The sequence below is a fragment of the Streptococcus sp. GP0011 genome, from assembly GCF_030546305.1.
GTDB lineage: Bacteria > Bacillota > Bacilli > Lactobacillales > Streptococcaceae > Streptococcus.
Genome location: NZ_JAUONR010000004.1, coordinates 84,288 through 108,906, shown reverse-complemented (window position 1 = coordinate 108,906; position 24,619 = coordinate 84,288). Strand labels below are relative to the sequence as shown.

Genomic DNA, 24,619 nt, shown 5'->3' with positions numbered 1-24,619 from the left:
AAAAAACTTTTACAATCAAAACATTTGATAAAAGAAGTATAACAAACTTCAAAAAATTGTGCAAGTATTTTTTCACATTCCTGTAAATTTTGGTCTTCTTCTTTCAGAATGCGCTCGAACCCCTTCTTTGAAATCTTCAGTTAGAGATAACGATTCTTGTAGTTTCAATTCTAATTCGGCATAATTCTGCCAATCCTTGAATTGACTTTCCCAAACTAACTTTTTAATCGCTGCGTATGAGTTTGCTGAACCTCTTCTTAATTTTTTCAGAACTTGTTCTCTTGTTTTTTCTAATTTGTCAACTTCACAAACACGGTATACCACGCCCCATTCTAGCGCTTTTTCAGCAGTCAAAGCTTCACCTGTCATGGCAAGCTGTGCAGCCCGTGTTACCCCGATACTACGACTCAAGAGATGAATCCCACCAGCGTCTGGCGCCAATCCAACTCCGACAAAGGCTTGAATGAATTTTGCCTTGTCAGTCGCTAAACAGAAATCAACTGCTACTGCCATATTTGCTGCAGCACCAGCAACCGCTCCATCTACCTCCATCAAAACAGGTTTAGGAATTTGCTTGATTTTAAAAGAAATTGTATTGACTAATTCTGCAATCTTATTCAAAGAAGGGATATCATCTTCGTCTACTGCGCGTTTCATCTCAACCAAGTCTCCTCCAACTGAAAAGACCTTCCCATTCGCATTAATCAAGATGAACTGCACAGCTTGATCCTGCTCCGCTAGAGTCAAAGCTTCTAAAATTTCCTCACACATTGGGATATGGAAACCATTTGCCACTTCGGGACGATTCAAAGTAATGATAGCCAGATCATCTACGATCTGATATAAGATATGATTCATAGCTTCTCCTTTTATTTTGTAAGGCAATAAAATTGTTTTATCATCAAAGTATACCTTTTTTTGGATAAAGAGGCAAGGAAAAACTAAAGGAAAGTGTCTCAGCTGATTATTTACCCATCATTTATGAGTGTGAGTAAAATTTGACACCCTTACTTTTAAACGGTTATCGCTTTTCAAAATAAGTTAGTGTTTTCTTCTATTATAATAGGAAGTTATTTTCTTCATTGAAAAATGCCCCTCTTTCTGCTATAATCGTATAAAATACTTACTTGAGGAGTCCTTATGAAGGTTGTAAAATTTGGCGGAAGCTCGCTTGCCTCTGCTGGTCAGTTAGAAAAAGTCTTAAACATCGTTAAAAGTGATAAAGAACGCCGTTTTGTAGTCGTTTCTGCACCCGGCAAACGCAATGCTGAAGATACCAAGGTAACTGATGCCTTGATTAAATACTATCGCGACTATGTGGCTGGAAATGACATCAGTGCTAGCCAAAGCTGGATCATTGACCGTTATGCCGCTATGGTTAGTGAACTTGGGTTAAAACCTGCTGTTTTAGAAAAAATCTCTAAAAGTATTCGGGCCTTGGCAACTCTTCCTATAGAGGACAATGAATTTCTCTATGATACCTTCCTAGCGGCTGGAGAAAATAACAATGCCAAATTGATTGCAGCCTACTTTAACCAAAACGGTATCGATGCACGCTATGTTCACCCAAGAGAAGCTGGGATCGTTGTCACAAGTGAACCTGGAAACGCACGTATCATTCCATCTAGTTATGATAAGATTGAAGGCTTGGCTGATAGCAACGAAGTCCTTGTCATCCCTGGTTTCTTTGGTGTGACTAAGGAAAATCAAATCTGTACTTTTTCACGTGGAGGTTCAGATATCACAGGTTCTATCATTGCAGCAGGTGTTAAGGCTGATCTCTATGAGAACTTTACAGACGTAGATGGTATCTTTGCTGCCCATCCTGGTATTATCCACCAACCACACTCCATTCCTGAATTAACCTACCGTGAAATGCGTGAGTTGGCTTACGCTGGATTTTCAGTTCTTCATGACGAAGCCCTTCTTCCTGCCTACCGAGGAAAAATTCCTCTTGTCATCAAGAATACCAACAACCCTGACCACCCAGGAACACGCATTGTTTTAGAACACAGTAGTGATAAATTCCCAGTAGTAGGGATTGCGGGTGACTCAGGATTCGTCAGCATCAACATGTCAAAATACCTCATGAACCGCGAAGTCGGGTTTGGTCGCAAGGTTCTGCAAATCCTTGAGGACCTCAACATCGGTTGGGAACACATGCCTACAGGTATCGACGATCTTTCAATCATCCTCCGCTCCCGCGAATTGACTCCTATCAAAGAAGAAGAAATTCTACGTCAACTCGTTCAAAAGGCAGAAGTGGACCATGCTGAAATCGAACATGACCTTTCCATCATTATGATTGTTGGAGAAAAGATGAAGAGCCATATCGGGGTAACTGCTACTGCAACACGTGCTTTGTCTGAGAATAAAATCAACATCCAGATGATGTCCCAAGGTTCAAGTGAAGTTTCCATCATGTTTGTTGTCAATAAAGAGCAAGAAAAAGCAGCTATCAAGGCTCTCTATCATGCCTTTTTCGGTGAAAGTAAGGAAGACTAATCATGGCCCAATCACTCAATCAAGTCATTGACCTCCAAACTACTGGGACATCTTACCTCTCTATCTCTGGAAAAGTTGGAAAATTTCTAGTTGGTGATCAAGCCTTAGAGTTTTATCCTGATGTCAATGTCGAACAATATATCCAAATCCCTTGGTCCAGCATTCAACAAATCGGAGCCAACGTAAGTGGCCGCAAAATCAGCCGTCACTTTGAAGTCTTCACTGATCAAGGAAAATTCCTCTTTGCCTCAAAAGACTCTGGGACTATCCTCAAAATCGCTCGTGAAAAATTAGGAAACGATAAGGTTGTGAAACTTCCGACTCTACTCCAGACCATTGGACAAAAACTTAAAAATCTATTTGCAAAAAAGTAGAAACTTTAGTATAATCATAGCAACGGATAAGTAGGTTATCTCCTTCTTTCAGAAAGTCTGCGGGTGCTGCGAGCAGATAGGAGGGATAGGTGAAATTCTACCGTTAGTAACAATTACATACACAATCAAGTGCACACCTGTGAAGTTGGATGGAACCGTGGCCCTGCCACTCCAACGCTTTGTCAGGTGTGCTTTTTTCATAAAGGAGTTCTTATGTTAGATATTAAACGTATTCGCACAGATTTTGATGCTGTTGCTGAAAAATTAGCTACACGTGGTGTAGATGCTGCTGTCTTAAATGAGATGAAAGATATCGATGCTAAACGTCGTGACATCTTGGTCAAGGTTGAAACTCTAAAAGCAGAACGTAACACAGTTTCTGCTGAGATTGCCCAAGCTAAGCGTAACAAGGAAAATGCCGATGACAAGATTGCTGCAATGCAAACCCTATCTGCTGAAGTCAAAGCCTTGGATGCTGAATTGGCGGACATCGATGCTAAATTGACAGAATTTACCACTACTCTTCCAAACATCCCTGCCGACAGCGTTCCTGTTGGAGCTGATGAAGATGACAATGTGGAAGTCCGTCGTTGGGGGACTCCGCGCGAGTTTGACTTCGAACCAAAAGCTCACTGGGATCTTGGTGAAGACTTGGGTATCCTTGACTGGGAACGTGGCGGTAAAGTAACAGGCGCTCGCTTCCTCTTCTATAAAGGACTCGGTGCTCGTTTGGAACGTGCTATCTACAACTTCATGTTGGATGAGCATGGCAAGGAAGGCTATACGGAAGTCATCACACCTTACATGGTTAACCATGATTCTATGTTTGGTACCGGAAATTATCCAAAATTTAAGGATGATACTTTTGAATTGAAAGACACTAATTATGTCCTTATTCCTACGGCTGAAGTGCCTCTGACAAACTACTACCGTGATGAAATCCTTGACGGTAAAGACCTACCAATCTACTTTACCGCTATGAGTCCATCATTCCGTTCTGAGGCTGGTTCTGCTGGTCGTGATACACGTGGTTTGATTCGTCTGCACCAATTCCACAAGGTTGAAATGGTCAAATTTGCCAAACCAGAAGAATCATACGAAGAATTGGAAAAAATGACAGCAAACGCTGAAAACATCCTTCAAAAACTCAACCTTCCATACCGTGTCGTTGCCCTCTCTACTGGGGATATGGGCTTCTCAGCTGCCAAGACTTATGACTTGGAAGTTTGGATTCCAGCACAAAATACCTATCGTGAAATCTCAAGCTGTTCAAATACAGAAGATTTCCAAGCCCGTCGTGCCCAAATCCGTTACCGTGATGAAGCCGATGGCAAGGTTAAACTCCTTCACACCTTGAACGGTTCTGGACTTGCAGTTGGACGTACGGTTGCTGCTATTCTTGAGAACTATCAAAATGCAGATGGTTCTGTAACTATTCCAGAAGCACTTCGTCCATACATGGGTGGCGCTGAAGTTATCAAACCATAAAAATAAGGCCTAGCTATTTCTAGCTAGACCTTTTTTCGTAACCAAATCAGATAAGCACCCAAGACAAAGAATAAAATAGTGAGGCAAATAACGGTTTCAGCCAAGACCAGATAATCCAGAAATGGAAGTTTCAAAATTCCCTGAGCCATCTTGAGCGAGGTAGCTGTGATAATGGTTGGGAAGGTGAGGGCTGAGAAGGCTGGTTGAAAGCCTTGTTTTAAAATATTGGGCAGGCGAGTCAAAACAAAGAAAAAGAAGGATTGAGATGCCAAAATCATGACAATCAAGAGCCAAGTCGGTAGGCCTGCTCCTCCAACTCGAACTAGAGAAGCTAAGAGTAGGGAAAAGGGAGCACAGTAGATTCCTTCCTGTCCAAGCAAGGCCACTGGGAGTGGAGATTTCTTTAAATCGCTATAAATAAGGGGATAGAGATAGAAGGTCAAGACAAAACCAAAACTCAAGGTCGCATAGGCAATCTCAATAATGCCTACCAGAGGATAGGTCAAGGCCGCTACTGCTATCCCCACATAGAGCACCGTCCAGCTTGGAGTCGCATTGACCTTCCGACCTGGACAGGCAAATTTGATGGTAAAAGTAGCAATCAAAGCCAAATCCAAGAGAAAGGAAAACCACCAGATCCCTTGTGCTACTATAGGAAGAGCAGGGAACACGCGAAAGACATAGGTCGATAAAATCATCCCAGCCATAGGAAAAGTGGCCATCCCAGATAAAAGAGGGGGCTTAGTCAATTCTTTCTTGGTTTCTTCCCAACTAAAAAGATGAAGAATCAGAAAGAAAATCCACAGCACCAAACCAGTCAGACTCAATAAATGCGACAGAACTGGCCAAGTATCTGCAATCAGATTTCCTGCACCTGCTAAACCTAATAAACAGCCAGAGAATACCAAGGGGAGCTTTTTCATCCGATCCTCCAATAATCATGTTATTATTAGTATAGCATAAAAGCGCTTAAATGAGGACTTAAAAAACGAAGTTGGAAATTCAAACTTCGTTTTTATTCTACTTTTTTTTAACTCGTTGCTAAGATATGGCGCAACTGAACAGCGCTTGGAGAAACAATTGGAAGAAAGGCTCCTTCATTCCAACGACGGATAAAGCCAGATGTTGATTTGCTAAAGTAACCTCTACCTCCACCAGCTTGTAACTCTAATAGCAGACTCTGAGCAACCACATCCACAATATCTATTCTTAACTGAAAGAGTTCACGCGGATTGGTAACGAAATAGGAACGGTCAGCCAATCCCTGATAAAGAGCCTTCCGAATAACACCTAACTGCTCTACCTGATACTTCCACTCATCTGTTAATACACTTCGTTTCCCCAATTCTTTTTCTACTTCTGATAGAGAACGTTCAGCTAAACCAAAGGCTAAACCAAATTGGTAACCTAAAAAAGCGGGACGATTTTGAGTTAAAAATTCTTTAGCATTCTTGGATAGAATCCACTCTTCTTTTAAAGGAGCCCGATTAAATGTCAAAGCAGCCGTGTTTCCTCCCTGAAGAGAAACGAATTCTAAGTCTTCCGAACGACTAAAATTCTCTGCATCTGATGGCACAGCCACCACATAACTTTTACTTGGATCATCTGCAAATCCTGCTACAAAAATGGTTAAAAAACGATTTCTACGGGCATTGGTTACCCATGGCAGTCGCCCTTTTAGATAAAATTGTCCATTTTCTTCGACGATATAAACATTCAGCTCTTCTAAATCAGATAAATACTTGACCGCATTAGACAGAGCAGTTGCGCCTGCATATTCACCAGACAAGAGTTTTTCCAGATAGTTTTCTTTCAAATAGGAATTCTCTGAATGGATAATATTGTCAATTAGGGTGCGTTGTCCCCAAGAAATAAAGGAGGCCGTCAAGGAATGTTGAGCGAGCTCTGCAAGGATATCAATGACATCTTGATCACTTCCGCCTGAACCGCCGAGAGATTCTGGAACACCTACACGAAAAGCCCCTTCTGCTGCAATCCTTTCAATCAGTTGCTCTCCAGCCTCACAAGACTGTTTATCAATTTCATCAGCATGTTGGTCCAACCAGCTCAAAAACTCTTCGGAAAAAAATCCCATACTCTTTCCTCCTTTTATGCATAAGGTTGTAATTCTGGGTTAATAGGCGTATTAGCTAGGTTGTTGGCATAGTTGCAAAGGCTAGCAAGACTAACACCCAGAACCACATCCAAGGCATTTTGTTGCGTGTAGCCAGCTTCCAAAAATTCAGCCAAGGCTTCATCTCCTACACGCCCTTTGGTATTGATGACCGCCAAGGTAAACTTAGCTAGAGTATCTAGTTTTGGATCTGTCTCGATTGGAGTACGGTTGCGGAGTGCTTGTAGAAGATCATCATTCATCTGGATTTGTTTGATTGAAAAGGCTGTGTGACCTGCGACGCAGAAAGCACAACCATTGGTTACGGCAGCTGTGATTTGTACTACTTCGCGTTCCACTGGTGTCAGACTATTGCGGCGGTTGATGGCTCCGACAGTTCGGTAGGCTTCAAGCGCGGTTGGGGCATTGGCCAAGAGACCGATTAGGTTGGGAATATAGCCATTATTATCTTTTTGTACTGTTTCAAGAACTTCTTTTACTTCTGCTGGTGCTGATTCTACTGTGTGGATGGTAAATGTTGTCATAAGAAACCTCTTTTCATTTTATTGTCATTTAGTCTATCATAGAATTTTCCACTTGGATAATATATATTTTCAATCGCCTTGATAGGAAATGTTTATGAAATGAAAAAATCACACCAAAAGTGTGATTGGATTAGTGTTTAAAATACTTTTTAGTCTCAGCAATGACGACTGGCGACAAGACTAAGAGGGCAATCAAGTTTGGTAAAGCCATCAAGGCATTGACGATATCTGCGATAATCCAGACCATATCCAACTCAATAAATCCTCCCAACAAGACCATGACTACAAAGACTACACGATAGAGCCAGATAAAACGAACACCAAAGAGAAACTCAAAACAGCGTTCTCCGTAGTAGTTCCATCCGAGAATCGTCGTAAAGGCAAAGAGTACAAGGAAGATGGTCAAGAGGGCAGGTCCAAAGTGTGAAAAAACTGTAGAGAAGGCTGACTGAGTCAAGGCAACTCCATTCAAATCACCACTCCAAACACCAGTTACCAAGATTGTTAAACCAGTCAACGTACAGATAATAAGGGTATCAATAAAGGTTCCTGTCATGGAAATCAAGCCTTGCTCGACAGGCTCATTTGTCTTAGCCGCAGCCGCTGCAATGGGAGCAGAACCAAGACCAGATTCGTTAGAGAAGACTCCTCGCGCCACACCATTCTGGATAGCCATCCGAATGCTGGCACCTGCAAAACTGCCTACCGCAGCAGCTGGACTAAAGGCTGAAGTAAAAATCAGGGCAAGTGTGGCTGGGATTTTCTCGATATTAAAGAGAATAACTGTAAGAGTCCCTAAAATATAGACAATAGCCATAAAAGGAACAACTGCTGTCGAAACTTTTGATATGGATTTGAGGCCACCAAAGACGGCAATACCCACCAGAATGGATAAAATCAGAGCTGTGATAGCTGGATCAACTTGGGCTGTATTTTGAATGGATTCTGTAATCGAATTGACTTGGGTAAAGGTACCAATCCCTAGAAGGGCTACCAATACACCCGCTAGGGCAAAGAAGATAGCAAGTGGACGCCACTTTTCTCCCATCCCCAAAAGGATGTAATGCATGGGTCCTCCAGCTACAGCTCCATTTGCATCCTTTGTGCGATATTTGATGGCTAGCAAGCCTTCGGCATATTTGGTCGCCATCCCAAAGAAGGCTGCCATCCACATCCAAAAGAGGGCCCCTGGTCCTCCAACCTTAATGGCTGTCGCTACCCCGATGATATTTCCCGTACCAACTGTGGCTGCTAGAGCCGTACAGAGAGCAGCAAAGCTCGACACATCGCCATGCCCCTTATCCTTGGTAAAGATCAACTGAAAGGACTTAGGGAGACGAGCCACCTGCAAAAGGCCTAGTCGGATGGTCAAATAGATACCCGTTCCGACCAATAAGATCAAGAGGGGAGGCCCCCAAACGAAAGCATCAAGCGCTTTAAGCAATTCTAACATATCCTTCTCCTATCATTCAACCCCAAAAGAAAGAGCACATGCAAGATACATGTACTCTGGAATGCTTAGATAAATGCCAAAAAGCGGTCTATCCTAGCTCTGTCCTTTTACCTGAGAGTTTGAGCAGTTGCCTGCCTTGCCCCTTCGGTGCCTTTACGGTCTCTCCAGAGTTCCGTCCATTTACAGTCATGGAAAACAAACCTTTCTCCACTTCTATTAAACTTCATTCGGTGTTGGTATTTAATTTTTTATTATTTTACAAGAAAAGTTAGTCTTTGTCAATATATTATTTGAAAAAAGATGGATTTTCACTTCTTTTTCAAAAAAAGAGACGTACTCTTTTTTAACCTTTAAAGGTCACAATGGTGGCGCCACTGCCTCCAGCATTCTGTGGAGCATAGCCAAAACTCTTGACATGCTTGTTTCTTTGCAGGTATTTGGTGACGCCCTCACGGATGACTCCCGTACCGATACCGTGGATGATGTCGACTTGCGCCATGTTATTAAGCAGGGCTTGGTCGATAAAGTCGTCCAGCTCATTCATAGCCTCTTCGTACCGTTTACCTCGGAGATCCAGTCTCGCTTGCGGACCACGACCAGAAGCTCGTTTGACGACATTGACTTGTTTTTTCTTGACTGGGGCTTCTTGCTGAGCCTGAACAAGGTCAAATTCTTTCTCTTCCAAGGTCATCTTGATTAAACCGACTTGGGCTTCCCAACGGCCGTCCTTAAGCTGATTGGTCAAGGTTCCACGCTGACCATAACTGAGGACCACAATATCATCTCCCACCTTCGGAGCTCGTTTTTTCTTGGCTTTTTGAAGGACCTTGTTTTTAGATAAGTCGACTTTTTCAGGAGCTAGTTTTTTCAGCTCAGCCTTGGCTTCAATGATTTCATGGGGTTTGAGTTGAGACTTGCTATGGAGATTTTTGAGAATCTGGTCACTCTCACTTAGAGCGAGTTCCACAATCTCGGCAGCTTGTTCACGCGCCTTGTTGAGCTCGGTTTCTTTTTCACGATTGAGCTCATTGTAGAGCTTTTTGAGAGCACGGTTCATCTTAAGGTTTTCTTGCTCCACCTCACGAATATTGTCCAAGCGTTTACGGCTTTCAAGCGTTTGCTCTTCTAATTGCTCAATGATGCGATTGACATCATTATCCTGATCAACCTGTTGGCTGGCATCTCCCACGATGACATCTGACAAGCCTAGGCGTTTGGCAATTTCAAAGGCATTGCTTCGACCAGGAACTCCCTGCATAAAGCGATAGGTCGGACGCAAGCTGGCTGTATCAAACTCCATGCTGGCATTTTGCACAAAGGCTGTTTCAATACCATAGGCCTTGAGCTCTGGATAGTGGGTCGTCGCCATGGTCTTGACCTGACGTAGACGAAGATCCTCCAAAATAGCCATAGCAAGGGCTGCTCCCTCCTGCGGATCGGTACCTGCCCCCAACTCATCCAAGAGTAAGAGTGAATGTTGATTGACCTTGCCAAGAATATCTACGATATTGGTCATGTGGCTGGAGAAGGTAGACAAACTCTGCTCAATAGACTGTTCATCCCCAATATCCGCGAAGATTTCCTCGAAAATACCGACACGGCTTCCTTTATCAGCTAAAATGGGCAATCCAGATTGGGCCATAAGTTGAGTCAAGCCCAGAGTTTTGAGCATGATGGTCTTCCCACCAGTATTGGGACCTGTAATGACAATGGCTGTTAATTCCTTACCAAAGTGTACATCGTTTGCGACAGCATTTTTGACCAAAGGATGGCGAACATGAAGGAGTTGAATCTCTTGATTCTCTGAAAGTTGAGGAACAACTGCTTGTCTTTCCTGAATAAAACGCACCTTGGCACGAATCAAGTCTAAATGGCCGATAATCCAAGCGTCATTAGCAATCTCAGCAGCATGAGGACGGATCCGTTCCGAGAGCTCCTGCAGGATACGAATCATCTCATAGCGTTCGTCAGCTCGCAGACTAGCGATTTCTTCGCTCAGCTTGACCACCTCACGTGGCTCGATATAGACCGTGTTTCCACTGGCAGAGATGTCATGGACAACACCTGCAATCTTATTGCGATAGGTGTTCTTGACTGGTAAGACTTGACGGCCATTTCGGCTAGCGATTATGCCTTCCGTCAACATCTGCGCTTTTTGCTTGAGTAAGTCTTGCAAGACATCTCGAACTTGACTCTCGCTATCATGGATTTTCCGACGGATACGTGCTAGCTCTTCACTGGCGAAATTTTCGATAAATCCTGCATCATTTAGGGCTTGGAGACTCCCTTGCAAGTGTGGGAAATCATGTAGTTTTTCAAACCATCTCGCCAACTGCTCCAAGCGTACGTTTTCGAGATTGGTATAAAAGCCTTGCAACTCTCTGCTAGCCAGCAAGACTCGTTTGAGGAGCAGGAACTCCTCAATATTGAGGTCCGCTCCCATCTCCAGACGCTTACAGACAGCTGAAATCTCACGTGTCGCTAGGATGGTAAAGTGGGGTTGCTCCACAAAAAGGGCTTGCATTTCCTCCATCTCTGTAAAGGCTTGCTTGATCTTGTCCACCTTGGCAGTTGGAGCCAAGCCTTTTAGCTCCTCTAGTCCTTGTTCTGTCAAGAGATGCGGTTCAAACAAGGCTTTGATTTTATTAAATTCTAAGGTTTCTAGTATTTTTGTATTCATATTCTTTCCTTGTATGCTGGTTTACAAGATTATAGCAACTAGAGGTTTTGACCTAGTCGTCCAATCTGTAAACAAAAGGCTAGGAAAAATCCCGCCCTTTTTATCCGATTAAATTTGTCACCCAAAGTTGTTTGATAAGGTTTGTCGTAAAAGGGACACTTTGGATGATGTGTTTGGCTACTATACTTTTTTCGAGTGAATTTTGAATGACTGCCAGAGGTACTGTTGCAAGGATGGTCAGAGCCATTTGCAAGACAAATAAGGTTACCAATAGAGACAAAACGCCTGATCCGATACGCAACCATTTGACATCAAGCTTTTTAGTTGGAATCAAGTGCAGGAACAAACCGATAAAACGTCCGATAGTGTAGCAAATCCCAAAAACTAGAAGATAGGCTAGACCCGCATAAAAGACCTTGTCTAGATGAAACAGCTGGTCTGAAGGGAAGAAAAAGGTTCCCTGTCCTTCCTGAGGATTGGCATAAGGGACAAGCAAGTGGAAGTGGTCGCCCAGTGATTTATAAAACTGTCCCGCAATAAAGGCTGAAATTACTGCAACGAGGAAATAATAAACTTGCAGCACCAAACCTCTACGGTAACCGATGTAAAAGCCCCAAGCAAGAACCAATAAGAGTAGGATTGAAATCATAGGGAATCCTCAATCTTGCTCTGTTCTTGTTTGACAGCAATCAACTTGTGGCGGAGTTCTAACAACTCTTGCTCCTTGTCATCAAATTCAATCTCACGATTGAGCTGTGTAGACAGACAGTTGACCGCCAAAAGAAGCGCAATGGTTTCATCATCCGCCCCAGGCATTTGTTCTTTAATTGCTTGGTATTTTTCAGTCGCAACCTTGGCAATTTCCTCCATAAAGAGGTTGTCATGCTCGGTTGTCAAGGTTAATGTCTTTTTCCCGAATGTAAACTTATATCGATTTAGATTTGCCATAAAATTCACCTCACGATATTATACCAAATTTCGCTAACTTTGTCAGTTTTTACCAATTCTCCTGCTTTTGTGGTACAATAGAGACTATGGCAAGTATCACACTCACACCAAGTGAACAGGAAATTCAGAGCTTTTTAAGTCAGTATCAGAAGGCTCTCGCTCCTAGTAAAAATCCCTATATCCGCTATTTTTTGCGCTTCCCTCAGGCGACTGTTTCCATCTATACTTCTGGAAAAGTCCTCCTGCAAGGCGAAGCTGCTGAGCAGTACGCCAGTTTCTTTGGCTACCAAGTTCAACAAGAAAACAGTGGACAAGATTTTCCTATGATTGGGACCGATGAGGTGGGAAATGGTTCCTACTTTGGTGGGTTGGCTGTCGTGGCTTCCTTCGTAACACCTGACCAGCATGACTTCTTGCGAAAACTGGGTGTGGGGGATTCTAAGACTCTGACAGACCAAAAGATTCGTCAGATTGCCCCTATCCTCAAGGAAAAGATCCAGCATCAAGCGCTCCTCCTTTCACCTAGCAAGTACAACGAAGTTATCGGAGAGCGTTACAATGCTGTTTCTGTAAAGGTTGCCCTTCACAACCAAGCTATTTTTCTCCTGCTTCAAAAAGGAGTCCAGCCAGAGAAAATCGTGATTGACGCTTTTACAAGCGCTAAAAACTATGACAAGTACTTGGCGCAAGAAGCCAATCATTTTCCAAACAAGATCACTTTGGAAGAAAAAGCTGAGGGCAAATACCTAGCTGTTGCAGTTAGCTCTATCATCGCGCGGGATCTCTTCCTCGAAAACTTGGAAAATCTAGGACGAGAACTAGGCTATCAACTGCCAAGTGGCGCTGGGACTGCATCAGATAAGGTTGCTAGCAAAATCCTTCAGGCCTATGGCATGAAAGGACTTCGTTTCTGTGCCAAACTGCATTTTAAAAACACTGAAAAAGCCAAAACACTTCTAGAAAGGTAAATTATGAATTCGTTTAAAACATTTCTAAAAGAATGGGGAGTTTTCTTCCTGATTATCGCACTGGTCGGTCTTAGCCGTATCTTTCTTTGGAGCAATGTCCGTGTAGAAGGACACTCTATGGACCCTACCCTAGCCGACGGAGAAGTTCTCTTCGTTGTTAAACATCTCCCAATTGACCGCTTCGACATCGTGGTTGCGCATGAGGAAGACGGAAATAAAGATATTGTCAAAAGGGTCATCGGCATGCCTGGAGATACCATCCGCTACGAAAATGACAAACTCTTTATCAACGATAAAGAAACGGATGAACCCTACCTAGCTGAATACCTCAACTTGTTCAAAACAGAAAAGTTGCAAAATACCTATACTGGCAAAGGATTTGAAGGCAATAAGGGAGTCTACTTTAGAGAACTTGCTCAAAAAGCACAAGCCTTTACGGTCGATGTCAATTCCAATACCAGCTTCAGCTTTACTGTCCCTCAAGGTGAGTACCTTCTCCTTGGTGACGATCGTCTAGTCTCTAGCGACAGCCGCCATGTTGGTACCTTCAAGGCCAGCGAAATCAAAGGCGAAGCAAAATTCCGTTTCTGGCCACTTAACCGTATCGGAACATTTTAAGATAAGGAAGAGGCCGAGAATGCTAAGTCTCAGTCTCTTTTTCTATTGTGAGAAAAAATTTTTAATCATCTAGCTTTTTCAAAATTGCTAAGAACCAACTCTCACGAACTTATGTAAAGGAAACCTATGGAAGTTTATTTTTCAGGCACCATTGAACGCATTATTTTTGAAAATGTCAGTAATTTCTATCGAATCCTCCTCTTAGATATCGAAGATACCAATGCGGAGGACTTTGACGATTTTGAAATCATCGTTACAGGAACCATGGCTGACGTGATTGAGGGCGAAGACTATACTTTTTGGGGGCAAATCGTTCAGCACCCCAAGTATGGGGAACAGCTACAAATCAGTCGTTATGAGAGAGCAAAACCCACTAGTAAGGGCTTGGTCAAATATTTCTCTAGCAGCCATTTTAAGGGAATCGGTCTCAAGACTGCCCAGAAAATTGTTGATACCTATGGTGAAAACACTATCGACGAAATTCTGGAGCATCCTGAAAAGCTGGAAAGTATTGCTGGACTCTCTGCAAAAAACCGTGAGGCTTTTGTCTCCACCCTCCGTCTCAACTATGGGACAGAGATGGTTTTGGCAAAACTGGCCAACTACGGCATTCCCAATAAACTAGCCTTTCAGATTCAAGACTTTTACAAGGAAGAAACGCTGGATATTGTCGAAAATTATCCCTATCAACTGGTTGAGGATATCAAGGGTTTGGGCTTTACCATTGCTGACCAATTAGCCGCCGAACTAGGTATCGAAAGCCAAGCTCCCGAGCGCTTCCGTGCTGGCCTTGTCCACAGTCTCTTTCAAGGTTGTATGGATACGGGCGATACCTATATGGAGGCCCGTGATTTGCTGGAACAGACACTTACCCTCCTCGAGTCTTCCCGTCCCGTGGAACTCGATCCCAGCCAAGTAGCTCAGGAATTATCTCATTTGATCGAAGAAGACAAGGTTCAGCAGATTGATACCAAAATCTTTGATAATAGCCTCTTTTTCGCTGAAGAAGGCATCCGCAGTCACTTGGTTCGTATCCTTGAAAAAGGAAAACAGAAGAGCCAAGATCTAGAAAGCATTCACAAGCATATCTCTACTGTCGAGCAAGAACTGGGGATTCAGTACGATAGCATTCAAAAACAGGCTATCTACGACGCCATCCAGAACAAGGTCTTTATCCTAACAGGCGGACCTGGTACTGGTAAGACGACTGTTATCAATGGGATTATCGCTGTTTATGCCCTCTTAGAAGGACTCGATCTCAAGAAAAAGAGCAACTTACCTATTCTTCTCGCTGCCCCAACTGGTCGAGCAGCTCGGCGCATGAATGAATTGACAGGATTGCCAAGTGCTACTATACACCGTCATTTGGGAATGACAGGTGACGATGATACCAGCCATCTAGAAGATTATCTAGATGCCGACTTTATCATTGTAGATGAGTTTTCCATGGTGGATACTTGGCTAGCCAACCAACTTTTCTCCAATATCTCTTCTAACAGTAAAATCCTCATCGTGGGAGACAGCGACCAGCTACCTTCTGTCAGTCCTGGCCAAGTTCTGGCCGACCTGCTCCAGATTGCACTGATTCCCCAGACTCGCTTAGAACGGATTTACCGTCAGAACGAGGAATCAACCATCGTCACCTTGGCAAGTCAGATTCGACAAGGCATCTTGCCAGCCGACTTTACCCAGAAAAAAGCAGACCGCTCCTACTTTGAAATCGCTAGCGGCCATATCCCAGCTACCATTGAGAAAATTCTTGGCGCTGCCCTCAGAAGTGGTATTTTGGCTCGCGATATTCAGGTGCTAGCGCCTATGTATCGAGGAACTGCTGGCATTGACGCCATCAACCAGCTTATGCAAGACCTGCTCAATCCTCAGCAAAAGGGGCAAGTTAGCTTTGAAGCAACTCAGTGTCACTATCGAATAGGTGACAAGGTCATTCACCTAGTCAACGATGCCGAAGTCAATGTCTTTAACGGAGACCTAGGCTACATCACAGATTTGATTCCTGGAAAATACACCGAGTCTAAACAAGATGAGATTGTCATTGATTTCGATGGCAATGAGGTCATCTATCCTCGAAACGAATGGTACAAAATTCGTCTAGCCTATGCCATGAGTATCCATAAGTCGCAGGGAAGTGAGTTTCCCGTTGTCATCCTTCCCATCACCAGTTCCAGCAAGCGCATGCTGGAACGCAATCTCATCTATACAGCTATTACACGGGCCAAGAGCAAACTCATCCTTCTTGGCGAATTACAGGCCTTTGACTATGCAGTCAAGCATATCGGAACTGCCCGCAAGACCTATCTGATTGAGCGCTTCAGTGATTTAATTGAAAATAATATTGAAGAAAGTAAACAAGCCTTCTCTGAAACTACCACAGCAAGTGACTCTGAACAATCCTACATCCTCACCGAGGAAAACTGGTCTAGTATTCCAGCCATGATCGGGATTACAGACGCAGACCTCAAAGAGATTTTTGGAAAATAGACCAGCAGAAAACCCACCTAGTCAGGTGGGCTTTTTATCTTTTAAGATTATTTTACAGTTGCTGTGCTTGTGATCAATTCAACAGCTTTTTTGATTGCGATATCGTGTTTCAACATATCAGCTGAAAGCAAGTTTTGAACTTGTGCCACTTCCATGTTGTAATCTGCTGCTAATTGCTCGATTTCTTTTTGGATTTCTTCTTCTGAAGCGTCAAATCCTTCAGCTTTGGCAACTGCTTCGATAACAAGGTTAGTCTTCGTACGTGACTCAGCCTCTGCTTCGTATTGTTTGTGAAGGTCTTCTTGAGTAGTTCCTGTGATTTGGAAGTACATGTCAGGGTTGATACCTTGACGTTGCAAGTTTCCAAGGAATTCATTTACTGAACGGTGAACTTCTTCGTGGATCATTTCTTCTGGAAGTTCTACGATTTCAGCATTTTCTACAGCTTTATCGATTGCTGCACCTTCAACGGCATCTTTGTATGCTTCTTCTTTTGCAGCAGTCAATTCTTTGCGGTATTTTTCTTTCAATTCGTCAAGAGTTTCCACTTCTTCGTCGATATCTTTTGCAAGTTCATCATCAAGAGCTGGAACTTCTTTAGCTTTTACTTCGTGGATAGTTGTTACGAATTTAGCTTCTTTACCTGCAAGGTCTTCTGCTTGGTAGTCTTCTGGGAATGTTACGATAACATCAACAGTTTCACCAGCTGAGTGTCCAACCAATTGGTCTTCAAAACCAGGGATAAATTGACCTGATCCAAGTCCAAGTGAGAAGTTTTCACCTTTTCCGCCGTCGAACTCAACACCGTCGATAGAACCAACGAAGTCAATAACAACAGTGTCGCCATTTTCAGCAGCGCCTTCTTTGATAACCAATTCAGCCAAGTTGTTGCGTTCACGTTCGATACGCTCTTCAACGTCAGCGTCAGTTACTTCTTTTTCTACATCTACTGATACTTCAAGGTTTTTGTAGTCACCCAATTTTACTTCAGGTTTTGTCACGACTTCAGCAGTGATAACCCAGTCTTGACCTTTTTCCATTGAAGTTACGTCAATTTTTGGTTGTGCAACAACTTCAAGACCAGCTTCTTTTACTGCAGCTTCATAAGCGTTTGGCAAAAGTGCGTTCATTGCATCTTGATAAAGAGCTTCTTCACCAAATTTTTGGTCGAAGATAGGACGTGGAAGGTGACCTTTACGGAAACCTGGAACGTTAAGAGATTTCTTTACTGAGTTGAAGACACGGTCCAATTCTGGTTTGATTTGGTCTTGAGAGATAGTGAAAGTCAAGACTCCACGGTTTGTTTCTTTGTTTTCAAATGATACAGACATTCTGTCATTTCTCCTTAAAATTTTTTAAATACAGTCTATTATAGCATAAACTACGGTTAATTTTCAAGTAATGAATGCGCTTTTCAATGACTCTAGAGGTACTTACTGGCTTCTCTGATACTAAGTTCAGACATTCTTTCCTTGTTTTTTTCGATGAAGCTTGATACCCATTCCGGATTGGTTTTAGAGTAGTCTCTTAGAGCCCAGCCGATGGCTTTATTGATAAAAAATTCTGGCTGGTCCAGATTATTGAGCAGGATCTTTTCCATTAGTTGAACATCCGTTTTCTCTTTTCTTAATAGCTGGTGATCAATAGCAACTCGTCTCAGCCAGATATTGTCTGATAGGCTCCATTTTAAAAGCACTTCTTCAAGTTCCGGATGGTTAGCCACCAAACTTCCTACTACTCGATCTAGGATATCTACTGTGTCCCACCAAGACTTGGTCACGACCAGGCGCTCAAGCTTAGGCAAATCGTCCTTCGTTAGATAAGTCTGCATGGCTTTCAAATAGTTGGCAGCCACATATTGGTATTCTCTAGGCTCCTTTTCCCAGCAAGTGTCTACAAAATCCCAATCGATAATCTTTGTTTTTTTCGCTTCTGGAAAATACTTTTTATAGAGTGAATTTCTTTCAGGACCTGCAATACCTAGAAAGGGAAACTGATGGCGCATATAGGCTTCCATTGGGCCTGCTTTCTCAGGGTCTTTTCCCGCTTCTAGCTCCACAAGTAAATCTGTAAGATTCATCTAAAAATCCTCCTGCCCTACCAAGTGGTGCTGAAAGGCATAGACTGCAGCCTGAGTGCGATCGCTGACCTCAAGCTTGGCTAGGATGTTGGATACATGGGTCTTCACCGTCTTTAGGGAGATAAAGAGTTCATCTGCAATGCGCTGATTTTCATAGCCCTTGGCGATGAGTTGAAGCACGTCTCGCTCACGCGCAGTCAGTTCTTCATGAAGCTCTATATGATTGCGGTGGTATTCGACTTTCTTACTAACTTCTTGCTCAATGGCCAACTCCCCAGCAGCAACCTTACGAACTGCATGAAGCAGTTCGTCTGCACTAGAAGTCTTGAGCATATAACCTTTGGCACCAGCGTTCAAGACTGGCATGATTTTTTCATTGTCCAAGTAAGAGGTCACAATCAAAATCTTGGCTTCAGGCCATTCTTTGAGGATGGACAAGGTTGCATCAATCCCATTTATCTCAGGCATGACAATATCCATGACAATGACATCTGGACGCAATTCCAAGGCCAAGTCAATACCTTGAGCCCCATTGGCAGCTTCGCCCACAACTTCTACATCGTCTTGGAGGTCAAAATAGCTTTTCAAGCCCAATCGGACCATTTCATGGTCATCTACCAGTAAAATTTTCATCTCTACTCCTTTATGATTCCTTATCTAACAGGGGAATACGGATATCGACCGCCAGTCCTTGCTTAGGTGCTGTCAAGAGTTGAACCGTTCCTGCCATATCTTCGACTCGCTCCTTGATGTTTCGCAGTCCATAACTCAAGTCATCTAAACTCCCCAACAGGAAACCAATCCCATTATCCACCACCTTCAGCTGCAATTCAACATCTGTCTGATAGAGGTAGACATCCAAACAAGATGCCTGGGCATGGCGAAGGGTATTGCTAATCAATTCCTGCAAAATGCGGAAGATATGCTCTTCGATTTTCTTGGGCAATTTAGACACATTTTGCTTGAGACTAACCTTGAGATCACTCTTGTCCTCAAGCTCTTTTAAGAGGATTTGAATCCCCTCAATCAAACTCTTCTCTTCCAACTCAACTGGTCGCAAATGCAAGAGCAAGACCCGCAAATCTTTCTGGGCAGTCTCTAGGATGGCTGCGACACTTTGCAACTGGGTCTGCATCTTTTCTCTATCCAGCTTCAAAGCCTGCTGACTGACACCTGATAAAATCATATGGGCCGCAAACAACTCCTGACTAACCGTATCATGTAAGTCACGTGCTATCCGCTTCCGTTCTTTCTCGATGATTGCTTCTTCCCTGACCAGGCCTTGATTTTCAGCCTTTTGAACAGCCTCTGTCAAGAGGTTGAGCTTGCCAGACAAGGATTTGAAACTGGCATCCAAGTCCGGATCTGCAAATGCAACCACCTCTTTTCCTGCTAGCAGTCGCTTGAGATTGATCTGCATTTTTCTGCGAGAGACTTCTTCTATCACGCGCCAAAAGAGGACAAAAAAGAAGGTCATGGAAAGGCTAAAGACCAAGGTCAAGAAGATGAGTTTTTCTGCCTTCTCAATATCCTGTAGCAAATAGGACCAATCAAGATTGAGAATATCAAGTAGACTATTGGTCAAAAAGAGGATAACGAGGAAAGAAGTCAGGCCGATTAACAGATACGATTGCTTTTTCATCCTCTGACCACCTCCACATCGCCAACCATAGTAGTTAGGAAAATTTTGACGCTCTTGTTACTCTTTAGATAGTCCCTGGTTTCCTGATGATAGTGTTCATTGCGAAGGGATTTCTTAGGTTGATGAAGGAAGGTAAGATCTCCATAGAGGCAGTTGACACTGAGGCTGATTTCCACATCTACAGGTACTATAATTCTAGTCGTTCCGACCATCTTTCTAAGGATAATGACATTGTCATGATTAGTTAGAATAACTCTTTCCAAATGAATGGTGTCCTTGCCCATGAGGCGAAAGAGATTGATATCGTCAAACTGGCAGGTCTGATGGCTAGAGAAATGATGGAGATTACCAAACCAAGGATTGCGTTCATTTTTAACCGTCACCACCTCTTCAAAGACCAAGTCCGTCTCCTCTCTTTCTTGATTCATCATCGGATAGAGAAGAAAGAGACTATAGATAACTGCCACAAAGATAGCTAATATCACAAAGGGATTGAGCATGACGATGAAAAAGAAAAGAATGGTTGCCACAAGGAGGAAAACATTATTGCCTTCTTTCCCTGTATAATAGCGGAGCAAAAGCAAAAAGAGGAATAGAATCAGCAAAAAACGCGAAAAATGCTCTGATACCATCAAAATCAGAGCTCCCGTCAACAGACAGGCTTCAATAAATAAAAAGATTTGAAATTTTTTCATAGATGCATCCTCTCCCTTCTATTTTATCACAATTCAAAAAAGTCACCTCGGTCTGAGGATGGAAAAAGGAGATAGGACAGAAATCGCTCCTACAAGCTAGGTTTCATCAACTCACTACAGTTGACAAAAAGCTAAAAAAAGGGCGGAATTCTTGTCCCGACCTCTCTACATCTGATCTTTTGCTTCTTTTAGTTTACCATAAAGAATATAGTCTACGTTTTGCAGATCAGCTATAGTGGCACAATTAAGGGCACACATAATCAAACGCAGATCTCCTTTCCAGCCTTGGACAATGCCAATAACTTCTTCGACTGTGTAGCTTTCAATCAACTCTAGAACGGTACGTGACAGTCCTACAGCCTTGGCACCAAAGACCAGGCACTTAATCATATCCAGCGGGTTCCGAACCCCTCCACTGACCAAGAGTTCGACCTTGTCTTTCCAGTCTTGGGCATTGAGAAGGGCTTGCATGGTGGACTGGCCCCATTGATTAAGGTAATCACGCTGGCCACTGCGACGATTTTCGATATAGGCAAAGCTAGTGCCACCACGACCTGACAGGTCAACCGTTCGAACACCCAGTTCATAGGCTCGTTCGATGGTCTTGGCATCCATCCCAAAGCCCACTTCCTTTAGGACAATAGGAACTGGGATTTGCTTGCTATAATCTGCTAGATGCGATTGCCAGCTTCGAAACTTTCTTTCTCCCTCTGGCATGAGCAATTCCTGCATGACATTGACATGCACTTGAAGGAGAAGAGGATTCATCTCTTCTACAGTCTGAAGTCCAAACTCGATAGGCTTGTCCAAGCCAATATTGGTTCCAAGGAGGAGCTTTGAATGGCTAGATTTGACAGAAAAAGAGTCGTCTGTTGGATCTTTGAGAGCTGCGCTATAAGATCCCGTCACAAACAAAATCCCACAGGCTTCTGCCACCTGAGCCAGCTTTTGATTGATTTCTCTCCCCTTATCGCTTCCACCTGTCATGGCATTGATATAAAAAGGAAAGTCCCACTTTCGACCTGCAAATTCTGTAGACAAATCAATCTCATCCAGGTCATAAAGAGGCAGGGAAGAATGAATCAACTCCACCTCATCAAAGCTATTATAGGAACTTTTCTGCTCAAGGGCATAGCGGATATGCTCGTCCTTACGATTTGTCGTCATGTCCTATCCTTTCTTGGTATAAGAGCTCAATCCCCAGATCGGCCCAGCGATTTTTTATGGTTTCAGTTGATTGCACATCAAAACTCAAGGCAATGCCACAGTCACCACCACCAGCGCCACTACTCTTGGTAACAGCCAGCAAATCTTGACTGGCTTCTTTCAACTGTCTCAGCGAAGGTGTGTAAATATCTGCGCTCAAGCCTTCTAAAAGTCGACTAGCTGTTTCCACCTGCTCGATAATTTTTTCTGCATTCCCCTGCTCCAAGGCTTCTACCAAAGCAGACACCGTTGCTTTTGAGGAAGTTAAAAAATTCTGATTGATGTTTTGCTTGATTTGCTGTACCATTTGACTCGATACAGCCACTTTCTTGGTCCATCCCACTAGGAAATCACATTCTAGGGCAGGTTGTACGTGTGAGATAGAAAAGCCCCAGTCACGCTCCAAAACTGTTGCCAAGCTTACTTCTTTCAGCCAAGCAGCTATCTTCTTTCGATCAAAAGACTGGTAGAGAACCAAATCCTCTGCCACAATACAGGCAAGGTCTCCCATAGAGCCATTGTCGCCTCGTTTGAGTAAGACCGCGCTAGCCAGCTTGAACAAGAGTTCCGGATCAACCGTAATATCATACAGAGCCAGCAGGGCCTTGATCACCAAAACAACGACGCTACCACTAGAACCTAGACCAAACTTTTTGCCTTCTCGTTCCATTTTCCCTCGGATTGCCAAGGAAAAAGGTCGCAAGGTTTGCCCACGATAAACGAGGAAATCTTCCACTAGAGCAATCGTTTCTTGAATCAAGCTGTAGTCAGGATTTGGCGTCAAGTCCACTGCATAATCAAACAGATCTGAATAGATACGGTAGCTATCAGAAAAGGCAATCTCTCCCCTCATATAGATAGGTATCGCCTTTATCAAGGCTAACTGTCCTGGCTCTAGAATAGCGTATTCCCCTGCCCAATAGAGTTTTCCACAAGTTTTAACAGCAATCATCTTGGCTCAAATCCTTTGTTTTTGACACAATCAGGCGGTAACGTTGACCAAAGATTTCAGATAGATGATCCAAATCTTTCTCTTGACAGAGGACCTTGACATTGGGACCGGCATCCATGGTAAAGTAACAGGCTTCACCTTGCTCACGAAGCTGGCGAACAAAGTCCATGGCTTCATAGGAAGCATCCGTTAGATAAGAAAAGGCTGGACTAGCAGTCTTGGTCGTAGCGTGCATGGCTAGGGCATTTTTCTCCGTTAATTCCCCAACCTTAGCAAAATCATTCTCTTTGAGATAAACCAGCATCTCCTGATAATCTTTCTCAGACTGACGCACCCAGTCATCAAAGGTCGTCGAGGTTTCCACACAGAGTTTCATCCCGTCACGGCTAGAGATTGGTTTTTTCTTGTCCTCCAGCACCAACATAATCATAGCTAGTTTCAAGTCTGTCTCTACAGGGTAAATCTCTCCACTATCCTTGTCCCAGGCACCTAACGGTCCATAAAAACTACGAGAGGAAGAACCTGAGGCAAACTTAGCTTCCTGCGCCAACTGGCTCCGATTCAAACCAAGCTGGAAATAAGCATTGCAAGCCTTGACCAAGGCGGACAAACCACTAGAACTGGATGACAAGCCAGCCGCAGTCGGCATGTTGTTTTGGGTATCGATACGGACAAATCCCTCACCTTCTGGACGGTAACGGTTGATGATTTTGCTCATCTTGGCATGCTCAGCCTCACTCTGAAGCTGACCATTGATATAAAAGGCATCAGCAGTCGCATCCGTCGGTAGAGGCGACAAGGTCGTCTCTGTATACATGTTTTCCAAAGTAAGAGAGATACTGCTAGTAGCAGGAACCATCTCTTTTTCTTTTTTCTTTCCCCAATATTTGATAATGGCAATATTTGCGTAGGAACGTACTGTTACAGGCTTTCGATCCATGTCTGAACAGCTCCTTTCTCTTCTAATCGTTTTGCTAGTTCTTGCGCTTGGTCCAGATTAGCTACCAAGGCGATAATACAGCCTCCTAGTCCACCACCACTCATCTTGGCACCTAGAGCACCATGTCTCAGAGCCGCTTCAACGAGGGAGTCTGCCTCAGGGCTACTGACACCAATTTCTTTTAAATGTAAATGAGCTTGACTGAGGATTTGTCCCAGTCCCTCAGCATCTTTTCGTCTAATTGCCTCTTCTGCCTGCTGGGTCAATTCTCCCAAGGCATGCAAAAACGGTAGGGCATCCTTGCCCTTGCTTTGAACCACTTGGATAGCTTCACGAGTGTGACCATACACGCCCGTATCAGCAATCACCAAATAGGCGGATAAGTCCATCTCAAGTTCTGTAAAACCAACATTCTTGATAAAGCGAATGGGTTGGTCACTGAGACAGGTCTTGGCATCCAAACCACTCGGATTCATATGGGCAATCATCTCAGCCCGATTGACCAAGATTTCTAGTACATCATGAGGTAGGTCGGCTTGATAGTAGTCAAAAACAGCTCGAATGGCTGCTATGCTGATAGCAGCTGACGAACCCATCCCCCGTTTTTCGGGGATAGCCGAGTCAATCACACATCGAATGCAAGCTTCTTTGATATCCAAATACTCCAGCGAAGCATAAACCGCCATGGACAAGGTATCCTCCTCATAAAGACGCCACGGGCTTTCAGCAGGGACCACCTTGCAGGTCACCTCCACCTCTAAGAGAGGCAGAGAAATAGCTGGATAGCCGTAGACTACCGCATGCTCTCCTATTAAAATAATCTTACTATGTGCCTGACCGACACCAACTTTTTTTGTCATGTTTTCCTTTAACCAGACGGAAAGACCGTCTCATTTCATACAGTAGTATTTTCTCC

At 43.5% G+C, this 24,619-nt stretch carries 23 protein-coding genes and 1 riboswitch; of the genes, 6 read left to right on the top strand and 17 right to left on the bottom strand.

Annotated features, from left to right (window positions below):
- Nucleotides 1-72: 72 nt before the first annotated feature.
- Nucleotides 73-858 carry an enoyl-CoA hydratase gene (locus Q4443_RS05880; protein ID WP_001015588.1) on the bottom strand — a complete coding sequence of 262 codons (786 nt, stop codon included), beginning with the start codon at nucleotides 856-858 and terminating at the stop codon, nucleotides 73-75.
- Nucleotides 859-1,140: 282 nt separating this feature from the next.
- On the opposite strand from Q4443_RS05880, the gene Q4443_RS05875 reads away from it, so the two are divergent.
- From Q4443_RS05875 to serS, 3 genes are all read left to right on the top strand, one after another.
- A complete protein-coding gene (locus Q4443_RS05875) occupies nucleotides 1,141-2,505 on the top strand; it encodes an aspartate kinase (protein ID WP_000869634.1) in 1,365 nt (454 codons plus the stop codon).
- Between the two features lie 2 nt (nucleotides 2,506-2,507).
- On the top strand, nucleotides 2,508-2,879 hold the full coding sequence (locus Q4443_RS05870; RefSeq protein ID WP_049519405.1) for a DUF956 family protein: 372 nt from the start codon (nucleotides 2,508-2,510) through the stop codon (nucleotides 2,877-2,879).
- Nucleotides 2,880-3,092: 213 nt separating this feature from the next.
- Nucleotides 3,093-4,367 (top strand): serine--tRNA ligase, encoded by a 1,275-nt coding sequence (serS, locus tag Q4443_RS05865; protein WP_049519407.1) that lies wholly within the window; start codon nucleotides 3,093-3,095, stop codon nucleotides 4,365-4,367.
- A gap of 23 nt (nucleotides 4,368-4,390) precedes the next feature.
- On the opposite strand, the gene Q4443_RS05860 is transcribed toward serS, so the two are convergent.
- The 7 genes from Q4443_RS05860 to zapA all read right to left on the bottom strand — a co-directional run bounded on the left by Q4443_RS05860 (nucleotide 4,391) and on the right by zapA (nucleotide 12,106).
- Complete coding sequence (locus Q4443_RS05860; RefSeq protein WP_042902840.1) at nucleotides 4,391-5,290, bottom strand: TDT family transporter; 900 nt, start codon at nucleotides 5,288-5,290, stop codon at nucleotides 4,391-4,393.
- Between the two features lie 107 nt (nucleotides 5,291-5,397).
- Nucleotides 5,398-6,462 carry an acyl-CoA dehydrogenase family protein gene (locus Q4443_RS05855; RefSeq protein WP_042902841.1) on the bottom strand — a complete coding sequence of 355 codons (1,065 nt, stop codon included), beginning with the start codon at nucleotides 6,460-6,462 and terminating at the stop codon, nucleotides 5,398-5,400.
- Between the two features lie 14 nt (nucleotides 6,463-6,476).
- On the bottom strand, nucleotides 6,477-7,025 hold the full coding sequence (locus Q4443_RS05850) for a carboxymuconolactone decarboxylase family protein (protein WP_000206774.1): 549 nt from the start codon (nucleotides 7,023-7,025) through the stop codon (nucleotides 6,477-6,479).
- Between the two features lie 130 nt (nucleotides 7,026-7,155).
- Nucleotides 7,156-8,478, bottom strand: a complete 1,323-nt coding sequence (locus Q4443_RS05845; protein WP_042902842.1) for a sodium:alanine symporter family protein — start codon at nucleotides 8,476-8,478, stop codon at nucleotides 7,156-7,158.
- 89 nt (nucleotides 8,479-8,567) lie between these two features.
- Nucleotides 8,568-8,656, bottom strand: a riboswitch (glycine riboswitch).
- Between the two features lie 165 nt (nucleotides 8,657-8,821).
- Nucleotides 8,822-11,158 carry an endonuclease MutS2 gene (locus Q4443_RS05840; protein WP_049519408.1) on the bottom strand — a complete coding sequence of 779 codons (2,337 nt, stop codon included), beginning with the start codon at nucleotides 11,156-11,158 and terminating at the stop codon, nucleotides 8,822-8,824.
- A gap of 100 nt (nucleotides 11,159-11,258) precedes the next feature.
- The gene (locus Q4443_RS05835) at nucleotides 11,259-11,807 is read right to left on the bottom strand and encodes a CvpA family protein (RefSeq protein WP_049519409.1); all 549 of its coding nucleotides are present in this window, start codon (nucleotides 11,805-11,807) and stop codon (nucleotides 11,259-11,261) included.
- Nucleotides 11,804-12,106, bottom strand: a complete 303-nt coding sequence (zapA, locus tag Q4443_RS05830; protein WP_000002028.1) for a cell division protein ZapA — start codon at nucleotides 12,104-12,106, stop codon at nucleotides 11,804-11,806. Before zapA ends, Q4443_RS05835 begins: the two co-directional genes overlap by 4 nt.
- A gap of 86 nt (nucleotides 12,107-12,192) precedes the next feature.
- On the opposite strand from zapA, the gene rnhC reads away from it, so the two are divergent.
- The 3 genes from rnhC (at nucleotide 12,193) to Q4443_RS05815 (ending at nucleotide 16,188) form a co-directional block, all read left to right on the top strand.
- Nucleotides 12,193-13,074, top strand: coding sequence for a ribonuclease HIII (gene rnhC / locus Q4443_RS05825; RefSeq protein ID WP_049519410.1), 882 nt, complete (start codon nucleotides 12,193-12,195; stop codon nucleotides 13,072-13,074).
- Nucleotides 13,075-13,077: 3 nt separating this feature from the next.
- The gene (gene lepB, locus Q4443_RS05820) at nucleotides 13,078-13,692 is read left to right on the top strand and encodes a signal peptidase I (protein WP_049519411.1); all 615 of its coding nucleotides are present in this window, start codon (nucleotides 13,078-13,080) and stop codon (nucleotides 13,690-13,692) included.
- 126 nt (nucleotides 13,693-13,818) lie between these two features.
- Nucleotides 13,819-16,188, top strand: coding sequence for an ATP-dependent RecD-like DNA helicase (locus Q4443_RS05815; protein WP_049519412.1), 2,370 nt, complete (start codon nucleotides 13,819-13,821; stop codon nucleotides 16,186-16,188).
- A 47-nt stretch (nucleotides 16,189-16,235) separates the two neighbouring features.
- Here Q4443_RS05815 and tig read toward each other — a convergent pair whose 3' ends face one another.
- From tig to mvk, 9 genes are all read right to left on the bottom strand, one after another.
- A complete protein-coding gene (tig, locus tag Q4443_RS05810; protein WP_049519414.1) occupies nucleotides 16,236-17,519 on the bottom strand; it encodes a trigger factor in 1,284 nt (427 codons plus the stop codon).
- 92 nt (nucleotides 17,520-17,611) lie between these two features.
- On the bottom strand, nucleotides 17,612-18,268 hold the full coding sequence (locus Q4443_RS05805) for a DNA alkylation repair protein (protein ID WP_049519415.1): 657 nt from the start codon (nucleotides 18,266-18,268) through the stop codon (nucleotides 17,612-17,614).
- The gene (locus Q4443_RS05800; protein ID WP_044021303.1) at nucleotides 18,269-18,901 is read right to left on the bottom strand and encodes a response regulator transcription factor; all 633 of its coding nucleotides are present in this window, start codon (nucleotides 18,899-18,901) and stop codon (nucleotides 18,269-18,271) included.
- 10 nt (nucleotides 18,902-18,911) lie between these two features.
- Complete coding sequence (locus Q4443_RS05795; protein WP_049519417.1) at nucleotides 18,912-19,910, bottom strand: sensor histidine kinase; 999 nt, start codon at nucleotides 19,908-19,910, stop codon at nucleotides 18,912-18,914.
- Nucleotides 19,907-20,605 (bottom strand): cell wall-active antibiotics response protein LiaF, encoded by a 699-nt coding sequence (liaF, locus tag Q4443_RS05790; RefSeq protein ID WP_000714488.1) that lies wholly within the window; start codon nucleotides 20,603-20,605, stop codon nucleotides 19,907-19,909. The genes Q4443_RS05795 and liaF overlap by 4 nt, the downstream gene beginning before the upstream one ends.
- A gap of 165 nt (nucleotides 20,606-20,770) precedes the next feature.
- Complete coding sequence (gene fni, locus Q4443_RS05785) at nucleotides 20,771-21,772, bottom strand: type 2 isopentenyl-diphosphate Delta-isomerase (protein ID WP_049519419.1); 1,002 nt, start codon at nucleotides 21,770-21,772, stop codon at nucleotides 20,771-20,773.
- Complete coding sequence (locus Q4443_RS05780) at nucleotides 21,756-22,763, bottom strand: phosphomevalonate kinase (RefSeq protein ID WP_049519421.1); 1,008 nt, start codon at nucleotides 22,761-22,763, stop codon at nucleotides 21,756-21,758. The genes fni and Q4443_RS05780 overlap by 17 nt, the downstream gene beginning before the upstream one ends.
- Nucleotides 22,750-23,703, bottom strand: a complete 954-nt coding sequence (mvaD, locus tag Q4443_RS05775) for a diphosphomevalonate decarboxylase (RefSeq protein ID WP_042902855.1) — start codon at nucleotides 23,701-23,703, stop codon at nucleotides 22,750-22,752. Before mvaD ends, Q4443_RS05780 begins: the two co-directional genes overlap by 14 nt.
- The gene (gene mvk / locus Q4443_RS05770; protein WP_042902856.1) at nucleotides 23,685-24,563 is read right to left on the bottom strand and encodes a mevalonate kinase; all 879 of its coding nucleotides are present in this window, start codon (nucleotides 24,561-24,563) and stop codon (nucleotides 23,685-23,687) included. Before mvk ends, mvaD begins: the two co-directional genes overlap by 19 nt.
- Between the last annotated feature and the right edge of the window lie 56 nt (nucleotides 24,564-24,619).

Excerpts from the sequence above, each read along its gene's own strand:
- Q4443_RS05880 (WP_001015588.1), bottom strand. The coding sequence starts at position 858 with ATGAATCATATCTTATATCAGATCGTAGATGATCTGGCTATCATTACT.
- Q4443_RS05875 (WP_000869634.1), top strand. The coding sequence starts at position 1,141 with ATGAAGGTTGTAAAATTTGGCGGAAGCTCGCTTGCCTCTGCTGGTCAG.
- Q4443_RS05870 (WP_049519405.1), top strand. The coding sequence starts at position 2,508 with ATGGCCCAATCACTCAATCAAGTCATTGACCTCCAAACTACTGGGACA.
- serS (WP_049519407.1), top strand. The coding sequence starts at position 3,093 with ATGTTAGATATTAAACGTATTCGCACAGATTTTGATGCTGTTGCTGAA.
- Q4443_RS05860 (WP_042902840.1), bottom strand. The coding sequence starts at position 5,290 with ATGAAAAAGCTCCCCTTGGTATTCTCTGGCTGTTTATTAGGTTTAGCA.
- Q4443_RS05855 (WP_042902841.1), bottom strand. The coding sequence starts at position 6,462 with ATGGGATTTTTTTCCGAAGAGTTTTTGAGCTGGTTGGACCAACATGCT.
- Q4443_RS05850 (WP_000206774.1), bottom strand. The coding sequence starts at position 7,025 with ATGACAACATTTACCATCCACACAGTAGAATCAGCACCAGCAGAAGTA.
- Q4443_RS05845 (WP_042902842.1), bottom strand. The coding sequence starts at position 8,478 with ATGTTAGAATTGCTTAAAGCGCTTGATGCTTTCGTTTGGGGGCCTCCC.
- Q4443_RS05840 (WP_049519408.1), bottom strand. The coding sequence starts at position 11,158 with ATGAATACAAAAATACTAGAAACCTTAGAATTTAATAAAATCAAAGCC.
- Q4443_RS05835 (WP_049519409.1), bottom strand. The coding sequence starts at position 11,807 with ATGATTTCAATCCTACTCTTATTGGTTCTTGCTTGGGGCTTTTACATC.
- zapA (WP_000002028.1), bottom strand. The coding sequence starts at position 12,106 with ATGGCAAATCTAAATCGATATAAGTTTACATTCGGGAAAAAGACATTA.
- rnhC (WP_049519410.1), top strand. The coding sequence starts at position 12,193 with ATGGCAAGTATCACACTCACACCAAGTGAACAGGAAATTCAGAGCTTT.
- lepB (WP_049519411.1), top strand. The coding sequence starts at position 13,078 with ATGAATTCGTTTAAAACATTTCTAAAAGAATGGGGAGTTTTCTTCCTG.
- Q4443_RS05815 (WP_049519412.1), top strand. The coding sequence starts at position 13,819 with ATGGAAGTTTATTTTTCAGGCACCATTGAACGCATTATTTTTGAAAAT.
- tig (WP_049519414.1), bottom strand. The coding sequence starts at position 17,519 with ATGTCTGTATCATTTGAAAACAAAGAAACAAACCGTGGAGTCTTGACT.
- Q4443_RS05805 (WP_049519415.1), bottom strand. The coding sequence starts at position 18,268 with ATGAATCTTACAGATTTACTTGTGGAGCTAGAAGCGGGAAAAGACCCT.
- Q4443_RS05800 (WP_044021303.1), bottom strand. The coding sequence starts at position 18,901 with ATGAAAATTTTACTGGTAGATGACCATGAAATGGTCCGATTGGGCTTG.
- Q4443_RS05795 (WP_049519417.1), bottom strand. The coding sequence starts at position 19,910 with ATGAAAAAGCAATCGTATCTGTTAATCGGCCTGACTTCTTTCCTCGTT.
- liaF (WP_000714488.1), bottom strand. The coding sequence starts at position 20,605 with ATGAAAAAATTTCAAATCTTTTTATTTATTGAAGCCTGTCTGTTGACG.
- fni (WP_049519419.1), bottom strand. The coding sequence starts at position 21,772 with ATGACGACAAATCGTAAGGACGAGCATATCCGCTATGCCCTTGAGCAG.
- Q4443_RS05780 (WP_049519421.1), bottom strand. The coding sequence starts at position 22,763 with ATGATTGCTGTTAAAACTTGTGGAAAACTCTATTGGGCAGGGGAATAC.
- mvaD (WP_042902855.1), bottom strand. The coding sequence starts at position 23,703 with ATGGATCGAAAGCCTGTAACAGTACGTTCCTACGCAAATATTGCCATT.
- mvk (WP_042902856.1), bottom strand. The coding sequence starts at position 24,563 with ATGACAAAAAAAGTTGGTGTCGGTCAGGCACATAGTAAGATTATTTTA.